Source organism: Vibrio genomosp. F10 str. 9ZD137 (assembly GCF_049974785.1).
Lineage (GTDB): Bacteria > Pseudomonadota > Gammaproteobacteria > Enterobacterales > Vibrionaceae > Vibrio.
Map to the genome: position 1 here is coordinate 1 of NZ_JBNGCJ010000292.1, position 13,806 is coordinate 13,806.

Genomic DNA, 13,806 nt, shown 5'->3' on the forward strand with positions numbered 1-13,806 from the left:
CCTTCATGGTTGAACACCACACACGACGCTATGGTGCTTTCGCCCATCGTGTGAGAAATATCAAAGCATTCCATACGCGCGATATTATCGATATCCAACACGTCTCTCAGCGCCTTAAATCGCTGAGATATGGTCATCTTGTGGTTTATCTTAGTCGTAATTGCAGTTAGCGCATTGGTATTCGCTAATTTTAGGTAGCGCCCTCTTGTACTGGTCGCATTCAAATGAAAATTCACTTTTCGACCCGCGATATTAGACAAAGCTTCTTGTATGGGGGCGGTATCCGTAATTAAGTCGCCATTAAGGACAATTCTATTTGGCACAGAGCGAGCTTCGTTATGGCTCAAGTAGTATTGACTTAAAAAGCTGTAGAACACCTCTTCTCTGACCGTATTGTTCGGGATTCTAGGGAAATGGCTGCGACTGCCGAGTATTTTCCCTTGGCGTATCATCAATATATGAATACAGGCAATGCCGTTCTCTTGGGCAAACCCAAGGACGTCCATATCATCCATACTGTCATCAGAAACAAACTGCTGCTCTTGAACGCGTCGAATTGCCTGGATTTGATCACGAAACTGGGCCGCATCTTCAAAACGAAGCTGTGTGCTGGCTTGTTCCATTTTCTCGATCAGCAGTTTCAAGACTTGTTGATCTTTTCCCTGCAAAAACAAACGAACATAATCGACCAACTCGCCATATTCTTCTTCAGAAATAAGGCTAGAGACACAGGGCCCTGCGCAGCGGCCTATTTGGTACATTAAACATGGTCGGGTTCGATTTCCGTAAACCGTGTCTTCACACTGCCTGACAGGAAAGATTTTTTGCAATAGATGAAGGGTTTCTCGGACAGCGCCTGAATCTGGGTAAGGCCCAAAATACTCACCTTTCTTTTTTTTAGCCCCTCGATGCATTGATAAACGCGGGTGTTTATGGGCGCTAATGAAGATATAGGGATAAGATTTATCATCGCGCAATAGCACATTATATTTAGGCAGATATTGCTTAATATAGTTGTGCTCAAGAATGAGCGCTTCTGTCTCAGTGTGAGTAATAGTAACGTCAATTTTGTCTATGTTAGAGACGAGTGCTTTGGTTTTCTCGCTATCAACGTTTTTTCTGAAGTAGCTGGTTAAGCGTTTCTTAAGATCTTTGGCCTTTCCAACATAAATAACAACAGCCTCGGTGTTATACATTCGATAAACACCGGGCTGATTGGTAACAGTTTTTAGAAAAGAAACAGAATCAAAAAGTTGGGGCACTATAGCGTCTCTGTATCGAGCATCCCGTGCCTTATCGCTAAGTGAGTCAGTTCAACGTCACCACTGATGTCTAATTTACTAAATAGACGATATCGGTAGCTGTTGACTGTTTTAGGGCTCAAGCTCAATTGCTCAGAAATATCTGTAACCTTTTGACCTTTGGTGATCATCATCATGATCTGAAGCTCGCGCTCAGACAAATCGGCAAAAGGGTTCTCAGAGGCAGGTGAGAATTGACTTAGCGCCATCTGCTGTGCAATGGCAGGAGATATATAGCGCTGTCCGCTATGAACCACTCGAATTGCGTTGACCATTTCATCTGGGCCAGCTCCTTTAGTCAAGTAACCAGCCGCTCCGGCTTGCATCACTTTTGTAGGAAACGGGTTCTCTGTATGCACAGTCAAAACAATGATTTTTATATCAGGATTAAAACGTATAATTTTCTTGGTTGCCTCTAGGCCACCAATACCAGGCATATTCATATCCATTAAAATGACATCAACATGATTGTTGCGACACCATTTTACAGCATCTTCACCGCTTTCAGCTTCCCCTGCTACGTTCATACCACGGACGTCTTCAATAATACGTCGTATCCCTGTGCGAACCAGCTCGTGATCATCTACAAGGAAAACATTTATCAAACTTGTATCTCCACACTTGTTAATCTTCTTGCAAACAACTCTGTGTGAGGTTTGCTATACAATTCGCTTAGTTTAACTCATTTTTGAGTCGAAACTCATAATGAATATGTGCGCAAATCCAAACTTTAGCAAGCAATTCTTGCCCAAATGGATAAGTAATCGCTGTTATTTGTCTTCTGCGTAACCTTCAATTTGTCTTCTGCACAACCTGCCCTACCTCTCAATCCAAGACTGTAATGTATTTGAATGAATAGATAAATTAAGCGAATGGTTGAAAATGCAACTAATTTCATTTATTTATAGAGCTGTAACAATTTATTGCTACAATGACCCCGTGAATAATTAACATCAAATCAATACAATAAGGATATACCATGAAAAAGCTTCTTGCAGTGGTTGCTCTAGTTTCGACTCTTCCTCTTTCTAACATTGCCATTGCTGACACAGACGTAGGTTGTGGTTTTGGTACTATGATTTTTGACGGTAAATCAGGCAAAGTATTTAAAGTCCTAGCCGCAACAACTAACGGTACATCGGGTAACCAAACATTTGGTATTACTTTTGGAACGTTGGGCTGTGATGGCACTGGTACTATTAGTTCTGCACAAAAACTAGCGCTATTTATCGACGGGAACTTAGATAACTTGGCTCGTGATATCGCTAAGGGAGAGGGTGAAACACTTGCCACTCTATCTGAGGTTTGGGGAATTAAGCAGGCTGACAAAGCCGCTTTTAACACTCTAGCGCAAGAAAATTTTGCTGAAGTATTCCAATCTGAAAACGTCACTTCAGAAGAAGTGTTCGCAAACTTGAATACGTTAGTCTCTCAAGATCAAACACTCGCTGATTACCGTATCTAGTGAAACAATACTACGCCAAGTGCCCATCAAGGGCACTTTTTTATAGCTTTACCTATCGTTAGTCATTATTCTGACAACCATTAAGTATATGGATTATAAAACAATAGCGGTTAACAATGAATTTTTGGACTGTCGGTTTTTCACTAACGATAAGCGTTAGTGCCACGTTTTGTTCTTTCGCTCAAAGCTCTACAAATTCGTTAAGCGCCTCTTTTAACGCTGATGAATTTAGCTTTTCTGAATTATCTCAACATCCCTACTGGTTGAAACTTGGGCATTATGTCGACAAGCCTTTGCGTGGTTTACAAAGTGCTGTTGATAAGGATGAATTTTTCCTAGCCGCTGATGGCAAAGTCAATCCAGAAACAGAACTTATAGCGACCGTCGAAAACCTGTATAGCACAGACTCAGAAATCGCCCAGCTCACCCAGTGCCAATATCCCGCTCGGTACTCTTGGCTTGAGTCGTTACACGGTAGAGAAGCAGTTCTACATTGCCCTGACCTTAAAAACTGGCTTGATGTGTTAGATCCAGAGGGAATGACACTCGTCTTCCCCACCGCTTTTATGAATGACCCTTCATCGATGTTTGGTCACACACTACTAAGAGTTGATGCAAAGGATCAAACACGCCACAAAGAGCTCGTCGCTTTTGCTATCAATTTTGCGGCAGAACCGGAAACCCAAGATAACCCTGCCCTTTACGCAATGCGAGGCCTTATTGGTAGCTACCCCGGTCGTTTTGCTGTTATGCCCTATTATCGAAAAGTTCGAGAATACAACGACATCGAATCTCGAGACATTTGGGAATACAAGCTCAATTTCACTGAAAGTGAAGTAAATCGTGTTTTACTCCATTTGTGGGAAATGCAACGTGCTGAATTCGACTACTATTTCTTAGATGAGAATTGCTCATATCAACTGTTAGCGTTGTTGGAACTCTCTCGCGATGATTTATCACTCATTGCTGACTTCCCTCTTCAAGCTATCCCATCAGATACGGTGGAAGCTTTGGCAAAAAACGGGCTTCTTGAAACGCCGCGATATCGCGAAGCGTTTGGAACTCGATTAATACATCAAGCCAATGAGATTGATCAACGTTTATTTGATGCCTCAATTCGAGCCAAACAAGGAGAATTCCCGTCCGATGTCGAATTTGACGAAGATGAGCGTGCGGCCATATTAGAGTTCGCCTATGAATGGTTAAATTTTGAGTTATACGAAGACGGTCTAGACCGTGACGCCAAAGCAAAGCAACTGACTCAACTTCTGTATCAGCGAAGCAGAATTAAAGTCGATTCTCCTTTTGCTTCTGTGCCTGTGCCAGAGATATCCCCAGAGCAAGGACACGCATCGGCCCGAGTCGGCTTAGGACTGCAAACGAGTAATAACAGTACCGACAAAGCCACTCTTGAATGGCGTGCTGCGTATCATGATTTACTGGATTCTCAGGCTGGGTTTATTCCTGGTGCCCAGATCAGCTTTCTAGATACACAACTCAGTATTGATGAAGATTCAAACACCCGCCTTGACCGCTTGTATTTACTTGATGCAATGTCGCTTGCGCCAAGTAATCGCATTTTCAACAGCTTGGCATGGAATGTCCGAGCGGGCTTTGACCGTAAACCAAGCACAGATAAACTCGCAGGACGTTGGTTTGGCCAAGCTGGTGTGGGTAAAGCCTGGGGGCAAGCCGACAAGCTCCATGCGTATTCACTGCTATCGACAGAGTTGAGTGGTGGCCAACTAACCCAGTATGACGCCACTGTCGGTATTGGCGTTGAAGCGGGCTTATTGTATCAAGTGGCCGACCAGCACCGAATTGGGTTACAAGGCCAATACTTAGCCCTTATTGACTCCAATGCCGAGCAAAACTCAAGCGCAACGGCAAGTTGGCACTGGACATTTAATCGTCACTGGGCAGTACGCAGCCAAGTAAGCTACCAACATTGGACTAGAGAAGATACGTCAGCAAAACTCACCGCCTATCTCTATTACTAGCATATTTAATCTAGGCTGTTCTATTACGGCATGTTGAGCGTAATTGCGAATGTTGATAGTCGTTGTTGAATGAGAATAATTGTTGAATGATAGTAGCAGGATTGCTGTACGGTGACTTTTCTCCCTATTCGCCACAGTTCTATCTGTTACTTGTTAGGCGGAATATTTGTTACACTAGAGAGGCTACATAACGTAGCCTTTTCTTTTTTACATAACTGGTGTTTAGATAGCTTTATTTTCAAGTCACTATTGCTTTGATAACTATCTATTTGTTTAGGTCACTCTTTTTTTAGAACACTATATTTTGTGAGGCAAGTTGTTTGGCTATTAACCAAGGTTTTGTATTAACTCGCCAAGCACGTGATACCGTCGGCCAAACACAAATTGACTTATGGCTAAGTACTGAACAGGGCCCCGTTCAAATCATCGTAAAAGGTGAAAAGTGCGTCTTTTTCATTGACGACAGTCAGCGCCAAAAAGTGATGTCAATTGCTTCCGACCTAAACCTTTCTCTTGAAGTCAAACCCTTATCGCTCAAAAGCTTCGATGGTATTAATCTGGCTGCCTGTTACTGCACAACAATACGTGATGCACATCGTTTGGACGACGCGCTAAAAAATCGTGAGATTTTAACTTTAGAATCAGACGTGCGATTAACTGATCGTTTTTTAATGGAACGTTTCATTAAAGGAAGCATTGAATACACCGGTCAAATTCAAGCTATGCCATCTTACACAAAAGTCACTCACGCTAAGTGTCGACAGGGTGACTACATTCCGAACCTCAATGTGGTCTCTTTGGATATTGAATGCTCAGAGAAAGGCATCCTCTACTCGATTGGATTAGACAGCAAGATGGACAGTCGCGTCATTATGATTGGCCAGAAAGAAGACAGTGAGACCCCCATTGAATGGGTTGATGATGAGAAGGCTCTTTTACAGGCGCTACTCCGTTGGTTTGCTGAGTTTGATCCTGATGTCATTATCGGCTGGAACGTTATTGATTTTGATTTTCGTCTTCTTCATAAAAGAGCCGAGTTCAACAAGATCAAATTAACGCTAGGTCGAGCTAGGCAAATGAGCTACTTCCGAACGTCAGTGAGTACCCAGCAGAGCTTCATTACTCTCCCTGGTCGTGTTGTCATGGATGGCATTGATACACTCAAAACCGCCACCTATCACTTTCGATCTTGGTCATTGGAATCCGTGTCCCAAGAAATGCTAGGGGAAGGCAAAAGCATTCATAATGTTCATGACCGCATGGATGAAATCAATCGAATGTTTCGCCAAGATAAACCCTCTTTGGCGAAATACAACTTACAAGATTGTGTTTTGGTTAACCGAATCTTTGAGAAAACCCATCTCATTGATTTTGCCATCGAGCGTTCGCGTTTAACCGGAGTTGAGCTGGACCGAATTGGGGGCTCTGTTGCAGCCTTCACCAACCTCTATTTGCCGCAGATACATCGTTCTGGCTATGTGGCTCCGAATCTAGAACCAGAGAACTGGCTCGCCAGCCCCGGCGTTTATGTGATGGACTCACAGCCAGGCCTTTATGATTCCGTATTGGTGCTCGACTTTAAAAGCCTTTACCCGTCGATCATTCGCTCTTTTCTAATAGACCCAATGGGCTTAATTGAAGGGCTAAAACAAGAAATAGGAATCGGCAATGAACAAGCGGTTCCAGGTTTTCGTGGTGGTCAGTTTCATCGGTCCAAACACTTTCTTCCTCAAATGATTGAAGATCTGTGGAAAGCACGAGACCTCGCAAAACAAAGGAACGACAAAGCTTTCTCTCAAGCGATTAAGATTATCATGAATTCATTTTATGGGGTTCTCGGTTCGTCTGGTTGCCGATTTTTTGATACTCGGCTGGCATCGAGTATTACCATGCGCGGTCACGAAATCATGAAAAAAACCAAGGTATTGATTGAAGCGGAAGGTTACCAAGTGATCTACGGTGACACAGACTCAACCTTTGTTTCCCTGAACAAGCAATGCAGCCAGAATGAGGCTGACCAGATAGGTCAAATGCTTGTGAAAAAAATCAATGACTGGTGGGATAGCCACCTCAAATCAGAATATCAGCTCACTTCAATGTTAGAGTTGGAATACGAAACTCATTACCGAAAATTTCTCATGCCGACGATTCGCGGTGAGGAAAAAGGCTCGAAGAAGCGTTATGCAGGATTAAAAGGGGAAGGCGCCCAAGAGCAGATAATCTTTAAAGGGCTAGAAAGTGCCAGAACCGATTGGACGCCTCTGTCACAACAATTTCAGCAAACACTTTACCAGCTGATATTTCACGGTCAGTGTCCAAAACTGTACGTGAGGCAATTTGTGGAAGCCACACTTGCGGGCCAATACGATGACCAACTCATTTACCAGAAGAGATTAAGACGTAAACTGCATGAATATCAAAAGAATGTGCCTCCTCAGGTGAGAGCGGCGCGTCTGGCTGATGAAGTGAACCAACAACTTGGGCGGCCGTTGCAATATCAAAACAAAGGATTAATCGCGTATATCATTACAATCAATGGCCCTGAGCCACATGAGTATCGAAAAAGTGCCATTGATTACCAACACTATATTGATAAACAGCTCAAGCCTATTGGTGATGCAATCCTGCCTTTCATTGGCTTAGATTTCACTCGCCTTACTGAACCGCAACTCGGTCTATTTTAATGGTCTTAGCGGGCTGATACATCTTGGCCATTATCTATTGTGAGTTGTTCATTGAGGTGACAATATTCCCTGTAACTCTTACTAGGAAGAGAGCGGCTATAATACCAACCTTGAACTGATATCGTATCACTTTTGGGAATGAAGCTAAGCTGCTCAAGGGTTTCAATCCCTTCTACCACAACTGAAATATCAAGTCTTGTCGCAATAGACAGGATGCTTGTGAAAACCTTTCTTCCCTTTTCGGAGCTTAGTGCTAGAACGAAAGAACGGTCTATCTTTATCGCATCAATATTAAATCGGTTCAGGTAGCTTAAAGAAGAAAAGCCGGTACCAAAGTCGTCAATGTAGACTTTTACGCCCAAGTTCTGTAACCGATTAAAAGACATCATCAGCTTCTGCTCATCCACCAGCAAAGTTTCTTCCGTAATTTCGATATTGATTTGGCTGGCGACGGGTGTGATCGCTTTTAATATTGGCGTCATCACATCTTCAGTCACTAATGTTTCTGGAGAAATATTGATGCTAACCGAAGTCCTATTACCGCTTTTATTCCAAATCTGGATATCTTTCGCTACTTGTTTAAACACCCAGACATCAAGATCTTTCATTAACCCAGCTTCTTCAAGCCAAGGGATAAAAGCGCCAGGATACACTAACTCTCCACTGCTTGATGTGGCCCTCACTAACGCTTCACACCCTACCACTTTACCCGTGAGCGAACAGATCTGGGGCTGATATTCCATACAAAACTCTTTATGACTGATGACCTCCAGTTGATCTTCCAATGATTTCGCCTTTTTTTCTTCGCTTTGAGCGATCGCAATCGGGTCTTCACGGAGCGTTTCAGCCTCTTCTTGACGGCGCGTATAAGTGGTATCTAAGAATGGGAAATCGATTTTTCGGTTTGCATAGACCTTATTGAGCCCTCGCACCGCAGGCAGATAAATCAAAGTACCAATCAATACATTAAAGAGTTGAAGGCCGAGCGCGCCAACGTCGCCATTTGTCGATATCCAGGCATTAATTAATACCGGGCTATTAAAGGGGACAGACACAACAGGCACCGATACCCACCCAGACTGAATCGCAAACATGGAGGTACAGACATTGACGATAGGCACTAAAAAAAATGGGAAAAACAGCCGTGGGTTAAAGATAATTGGAAGGCCAAACAACAAAATCTCATTGACGTTTATTAGACCAATGGGAATACTCGCTAAAGCAATAACCTGGAGTGCTTTTTGTTCAGAAAAGACCAGCAGTGCCAAAACCAAAGAAAGCGTAGCACCGCTTCCTCCAATGAACACAAACGAACCCATGAAAGATAAATTCATAGGATACGGCCCCGTACTCCCTGCTAAAAACGTAGAGTAACTTAAGTTGGTTGCTTCTTGTAAATAGTCAACCAAGGGGAGCAACGCGTAGTATCCGTGAATACCGATAAACCACAGCGTTGAATTTAATGCCGCGAATACCATTCCAAATGTATAAGGCTCATTGGCATAGTCCAAATAAACCGCAGACAATAAATGATTGCCCGTTAATCCGGTAAAAATCAGGCTGTTCACGATCATCACAATCACTCCGGTGATCGTGGCTGGTAGCACTAAATTTAGGGATTCTTTAACAATTTTCCCACCACTATTAGACCGAGTTATTTTCAAACTGCCTAATTTCAATAAACTGGCTAATATAGGAGTGGCGTACAACGGCGTGATTATCGCGATAATAATATTAAACGTTTGTACTGATTGTTGATTAGGTAAGACTTCACCGATCACCACTAGGTAAAGAACAGACAGCAAGGCAACAGGCGGGCGTGGTAATTTCCACTGCATAGCTAACACATACGACAGCGCTGCTGTCATTAGAAAAGGGAAAAAACTCGCTATCGAACCATGAATAGCATACAGCGATGTTACCCACTCCGTCCTTCGACCAAAAACAAACTCGCCCATGCTGGCAAAGAAGAGAAAGAAGGAGGACAACATTAAACAGGGCAATAGCCAAATCATGCCTTCTCGAAGAGCAAGCAACGAGGGTGTTATAAACTTGAGACTAAAACCTTCAATAACATTCCATGTTGACTGGAGTCTCGTGACGATCATGCCCATCGTTTCCCTTAAACTTACTGGCCTTTTTATAATTTAGCACATATGGGTAAGTTGTCTTGTTTCTGGGCAATGATTGTAAAAGGTTTTGCATCACTTCCCAGGCAATGAAGGGCTAAGAACGATATGATGGGTTCAGATAGGATGTTGAAGCTTCATATGTATTAAGCAGAAAATAACTAACCGATTCGAAACTCAGTTTTTTTATACTGTTCGACGAGCCAATCGCCAAAGCTGTCCAGTATCCCGATCACCGAACGCTTTGGTATTACTCTTCCTGTCAGCAATATTTTGAGTCTGTCTATCTCGGTTTTTTTCATTGGATAAAACCGCAGAAAGTGCTCGCCACATTCAGAGGGATCCTCCAGCCAAAGTTTGTCTCGGTACATGACCAGAGAATGGCTCGCGCGCAGTAATTTCTTGGCAATTATTTTCTGTGCCCTGACTTGCTCTTGTGGTGAACTTGCACGAGCTATTCGATTTCGATAAACCGCGACCCAGTCTTCTACATCCATGTTCCAGTGCTTGGCTATTTCCCAGCTGGGCTCATAGTCACCAAAGCATTCGGATAAATCGTCGCCGTATATACACACCGAACAGTGTCTTAGTTGAAACCCCCAAGAAAATATACTCTCCAATGTGGCGACTTCGGACAATAATGCCGTTTTTATGGAGACTTCAGTTATATGGCTAAAACTTTGTTGAAAACGCCATTTGATCGTATTGAGTAACGTCGTTCTCGAATCATTAAACGAACGGTTCGTCACCACGATCACATCGAGATTTGATTGCCCAGGTTTTGCCGTCTTTCTTGCAACACTGCCATAGAGATAAATACTGTGGAGGTTTTCGCCCAACCCACCCCTTAAAAACTTAACTAAGTCATTAACGGCGGCTTGATAGTCGATTTGGAAAGGTTGTTTCGGGTCAATTACAGAAAGAGTCATGAAAGGTATCAAATACACTCAATAAAAGGATTCTATCTTTATGATCTCTCAGACAACGAATTCGATCAAGATATTCCTTCTTGCCACTTAATTGCTATAATGCCCCCAACCTAAATACAAAGGATCCCTCTGATGCCTAGAGCCAGTGAAATTAAAAAAGGGTTTGCTATTGAATCAAACGGCAAAACTCTACTTGTTAAAGAAATTGAAGTAACCACCCCTGGTGGCCGTGGCGGAACTAAGATCTACAAAATGCGTTGTACTGACCTGTCCAACGGTGCTCGTGTTGATGAGCGTTTAAAAGCCGATGACGTTGTAGAAACGGTTGAAATGTACAAGCGTCAGTCTACCTTTTCATACGTAGATGGTGATGAATACATCTTTATGGATAACGAAGACTATACCCAATATACCTTCAACAAGAGCGACATCGAAGATGATCTCATGTTCATCAATGAAGAGACTCAAGGTATGCATGTCGTTATCGTAAACGAAAAAGTTGCTGGGCTTGAGTTGCCATCAACGGTTGAGCTTGTTATCGAAGAAACAGATCCGTCAATTAAAGGCGCATCGGCATCGGCTCGTACAAAGCCAGCACGTTTCGCTACTGGTCTGTCTATTCAAGTCCCAGAGTACATCGCTACAGGCGATCGCGTTATCGTTAATATTGCTGAACGCAAATACATGAGCCGAGCGTAACCCTTATGTCTGATGAGCAAAACCTGATCTCTTATGATGACGTAATCGATGCTGCCTACGACATTTTTCTTGAAATGGCACCCGACAACCTAGAGCCTGTTGATGTGATTCTATTTACAGCTCAATTTGAAGAACGTGGAGCAGCGGAATTAGTTGAAACTGGTGAGGATTGGCCTGAGCACGTGGGCTTCGATGTCGATAAGGACGTTTACGCAGAAGTTCGGATTGGCCTTGTTGATGAAGACAGCGATGTTCTTGATGATGTCTTTGCTCGTATGCTAGTCAGCAGAGACCCAGATAATAAGTTCTGTCACATGCTTTGGAAGCGCGATTAATTCGCGTTAAGCCAACTCGGTTAACAACGCCAAGCTGTTATTGATATACGCTTGGCGTTTTTTTGTCGACTCAAAACATCGCTGATCTATTAGACTCAACTTAAAATAACCAAATAAAAGTCATTAAACTAGGCGATAACTTATCACGTACAATTCCGTGATACCGGGATAAATATCTTCAATCACACTTTTTAGTACATCCAGCGTCATATTCTCTTGCTCAGCATGAAAATCGGATAATTGGCTCAATATAATCGGCTCCACAGACTGAATGTGTAGCTGACAAAACCAACGTCCTTCTTCCAAGGTTTTAACATCAACCACACTTCCAACATGATAATCGCATTCGCTTTTATCTCGAATCGTGATGGTTTTCTCGCCCGATAAAATATCAGCTTCAAATCGTTCAAAAAATGTCATTTCGGTGGGGTAAGACATGCCTATTTCTCTGTATTTTTTCTTTCTCTATGATTGCTGGATTGTACAACGAGAACCCGCCAGTTGATACTCGCCTATGAGCTTTATTCTGCCATGCAAATGTCGAATGAATTTCTCAATAGAATAGTATGCTCGTCATATTTCATCGCCTATGGTTTGCAATCACTCTCCAATTAACTCACTATTTGTATAGTCAATTATTTCGAGTCGTCTTATGAGCAACGTTCCTCTTTACATCCAGATCAAACACTTTATTTCTGAACAAATACAATCGGGGAACTGGCCTGTCGGGCATAGAATTACCACAGAAGTCGAACTGACCAAACAATTTGATGTCAGCCGGATGACCGTTAATAAAGCGATTAGAGATTTGGTTAACGAAGGAAAACTGCAACGTAAACCGCGAGCTGGGACGTTTGTTTGCGCAATACCAGAAAAAGCACAATCTCCACTTTTGGACATACGAAATATTGCTGAAGAAGTCGCGCAACGTGGTAAGAACTACCACAATCTCGTTGTGTCACAAACCTCAATCGAAGCTGATGAACGCATTGCTACACAACTCGGAATCATGCTAGGGAAAGAAGTTTATTATAGTGAAATCATACACTTTGAAGATAACAAACCAATTCAACTAGAACTGAGATGGGTAAATCCACGTTACGTTCCCCAATATTTACAACAAGATTTCTCTGCCATCACGCCCAATCAATATCTTTCTGACAACTGCCCGCTTAACGCAATTGAGCATACGGTGGAAGCTATTTCACCAGAGGATAACGTCAAAACAGCATTAGCACTGACCACCAACGAACCTTGCTTATTGCTGCATAGACGCACCTGGAGTGAAGAGAACTTAGTCAGCACTGCTTTACTCTACCATCCAGCGTCAAAATACAAATTAAGCTCTAAGATTCTCATCTAATTGAGCACATCACACTAAATCACGATCACATTTTTGTAACATTCATCTTGTCAGCCTGCTTGAGTTGAACTATTAATTGTATATACATTTAATATCCATTGAGGCCGTTCATGACATCCGTTACCGATCTTACGCTTATCAATGCTCGTCTTGTGTCGATGACACCAGGTAAAGAAGGCTACCAGGTCAGCACTGAAAAAGTCGTCCAACTAAAAAACGGTAAGATCGCCTCAATTCAAGACCAGAGCGATTTATCCTCGGGCAATGTGCTTTTAGGTAACCCAAACGGGCACCATTCGGTAGCGGGCCCTATTTATGACTGTAAGAATAAGCTAGTCACGCCGGGCCTTATTGATGCTCATACTCATATCGTCTTTGCTGGCAATCGCTCAAACGAATTTGAAATGCGCCTTCAAGGTGTGCCTTATACCGAAATCGCGAACCAAGGTGGTGGTATTCTCGCTACCGTAGAAGCAACCCGTAAAGCCACAGAAGAACAATTAGTCGAGCTTGCTATTCCCCGCGTGAAAGGGCTTATAAACACTGGCGTTACCTCCGTTGAAGTTAAATCGGGCTACGGTTTGACATTAAATGATGAAGTGAAAATGTTACGCGCCGCCAAAGCTCTTGAACGTCATGTACCGATAAAAGTAGAGACCACATTACTCGCGGCGCACACGACCCCTCCGGAATACAAAGGAAAATCGGACCAATATATTGAACTCATCTGCCAAGAGATGATTCCTTTGGTCGCAGAAGAGAAACTCGCTTCATCTGTCGATGTTTTCTGTGAGTCCATAGGGTTTAACCTCAAACAAACAAAACAACTTTTCCAGGCCGCTCAACAGCACGGTTTACGTGTTAAAGGCCATACGGAGCAGCAGATCGGAAGAGCGGGTCA

General features: G+C 43.0%; 11 protein-coding genes and 1 pseudogene. 7 read left to right on the forward strand and 5 right to left on the reverse strand.

Annotated features, from left to right (window positions below; genetic code table 11):
- Both uvrC and uvrY read right to left on the reverse strand, forming a co-directional pair.
- Positions 1-1,262 (reverse strand): excinuclease ABC subunit UvrC (gene uvrC, locus ACP45E_RS05220; protein ID WP_069584773.1); only part of this gene is annotated, 1,262 nt, incomplete at its 3' end.
- The gene (gene uvrY / locus ACP45E_RS05225) at positions 1,262-1,906 is read right to left on the reverse strand and encodes a UvrY/SirA/GacA family response regulator transcription factor (protein WP_017033557.1); all 645 of its coding nucleotides are present in this window, start codon (positions 1,904-1,906) and stop codon (positions 1,262-1,264) included. The genes uvrY and uvrC, both read right to left, overlap by 1 nt.
- 374 nt (positions 1,907-2,280) lie before the next feature.
- Between uvrY and ACP45E_RS05230 the strand changes: the two genes are divergently transcribed.
- The 3 genes from ACP45E_RS05230 to ACP45E_RS05240 all read left to right on the forward strand — a co-directional run bounded on the left by ACP45E_RS05230 (position 2,281) and on the right by ACP45E_RS05240 (position 7,450).
- Positions 2,281-2,766, forward strand: a complete 486-nt coding sequence (locus ACP45E_RS05230) for a DUF3015 domain-containing protein (RefSeq protein WP_017036972.1) — start codon at positions 2,281-2,283, stop codon at positions 2,764-2,766.
- 116 nt (positions 2,767-2,882) lie between these two features.
- Positions 2,883-4,766: a DUF4105 domain-containing protein gene (locus ACP45E_RS05235; RefSeq protein WP_017036973.1), complete on the forward strand. Its 1,884-nt coding sequence runs from the start codon at positions 2,883-2,885 to the stop codon at positions 4,764-4,766.
- A 320-nt stretch (positions 4,767-5,086) separates the two neighbouring features.
- Positions 5,087-7,450: a DNA polymerase II gene (locus ACP45E_RS05240; RefSeq protein WP_069584774.1), complete on the forward strand. Its 2,364-nt coding sequence runs from the start codon at positions 5,087-5,089 to the stop codon at positions 7,448-7,450.
- A 5-nt stretch (positions 7,451-7,455) separates the two neighbouring features.
- On the opposite strand, the gene ACP45E_RS05245 is transcribed toward ACP45E_RS05240, so the two are convergent.
- Together ACP45E_RS05245 and ACP45E_RS05250 are read right to left on the reverse strand one after the other, a co-directional pair.
- The gene (locus tag ACP45E_RS05245) at positions 7,456-9,564 is read right to left on the reverse strand and encodes a PTS sugar transporter subunit IIC/EAL domain-containing protein (RefSeq protein ID WP_017036975.1); all 2,109 of its coding nucleotides are present in this window, start codon (positions 9,562-9,564) and stop codon (positions 7,456-7,458) included.
- Between the two features lie 176 nt (positions 9,565-9,740).
- A complete protein-coding gene (locus tag ACP45E_RS05250; protein WP_017035351.1) occupies positions 9,741-10,508 on the reverse strand; it encodes a nucleotidyltransferase domain-containing protein in 768 nt (255 codons plus the stop codon).
- Positions 10,509-10,640: 132 nt separating this feature from the next.
- On the opposite strand from ACP45E_RS05250, the gene efpL reads away from it, so the two are divergent.
- Positions 10,641-11,207 (forward strand): elongation factor P-like protein EfpL, encoded by a 567-nt coding sequence (gene efpL / locus ACP45E_RS05255; protein ID WP_017035350.1) that lies wholly within the window; start codon positions 10,641-10,643, stop codon positions 11,205-11,207.
- A gap of 5 nt (positions 11,208-11,212) precedes the next feature.
- On the forward strand, positions 11,213-11,542 hold the full coding sequence (locus ACP45E_RS05260) for an HI1450 family dsDNA-mimic protein (RefSeq protein ID WP_017035349.1): 330 nt from the start codon (positions 11,213-11,215) through the stop codon (positions 11,540-11,542).
- A gap of 123 nt (positions 11,543-11,665) precedes the next feature.
- Here ACP45E_RS05260 and yqfB read toward each other — a convergent pair whose 3' ends face one another.
- The gene (gene yqfB / locus ACP45E_RS05265) at positions 11,666-11,980 is read right to left on the reverse strand and encodes a N(4)-acetylcytidine aminohydrolase (RefSeq protein ID WP_017036976.1); all 315 of its coding nucleotides are present in this window, start codon (positions 11,978-11,980) and stop codon (positions 11,666-11,668) included.
- A gap of 214 nt (positions 11,981-12,194) precedes the next feature.
- On the opposite strand from yqfB, the gene hutC reads away from it, so the two are divergent.
- Positions 12,195-12,905 carry a histidine utilization repressor gene (hutC, locus tag ACP45E_RS05270; RefSeq protein ID WP_017035347.1) on the forward strand — a complete coding sequence of 237 codons (711 nt, stop codon included), beginning with the start codon at positions 12,195-12,197 and terminating at the stop codon, positions 12,903-12,905.
- Positions 12,906-13,015: 110 nt separating this feature from the next.
- Positions 13,016-13,806: pseudogene (locus ACP45E_RS05275) on the forward strand (amidohydrolase family protein); the annotation flags it as partial.

Excerpts from the sequence above, each read along its gene's own strand:
- ACP45E_RS05250 (WP_017035351.1), bottom strand. The coding sequence starts at position 10,508 with ATGACTCTTTCTGTAATTGACCCGAAACAACCTTTCCAAATCGACTAT.
- efpL (WP_017035350.1), top strand. The coding sequence starts at position 10,641 with ATGCCTAGAGCCAGTGAAATTAAAAAAGGGTTTGCTATTGAATCAAAC.
- yqfB (WP_017036976.1), bottom strand. The coding sequence starts at position 11,980 with ATGTCTTACCCCACCGAAATGACATTTTTTGAACGATTTGAAGCTGAT.
- ACP45E_RS05230 (WP_017036972.1), top strand. The coding sequence starts at position 2,281 with ATGAAAAAGCTTCTTGCAGTGGTTGCTCTAGTTTCGACTCTTCCTCTT.
- ACP45E_RS05235 (WP_017036973.1), top strand. The coding sequence starts at position 2,883 with ATGAATTTTTGGACTGTCGGTTTTTCACTAACGATAAGCGTTAGTGCC.
- hutC (WP_017035347.1), top strand. The coding sequence starts at position 12,195 with ATGAGCAACGTTCCTCTTTACATCCAGATCAAACACTTTATTTCTGAA.
- ACP45E_RS05260 (WP_017035349.1), top strand. The coding sequence starts at position 11,213 with ATGTCTGATGAGCAAAACCTGATCTCTTATGATGACGTAATCGATGCT.
- ACP45E_RS05245 (WP_017036975.1), bottom strand. The coding sequence starts at position 9,564 with ATGGGCATGATCGTCACGAGACTCCAGTCAACATGGAATGTTATTGAA.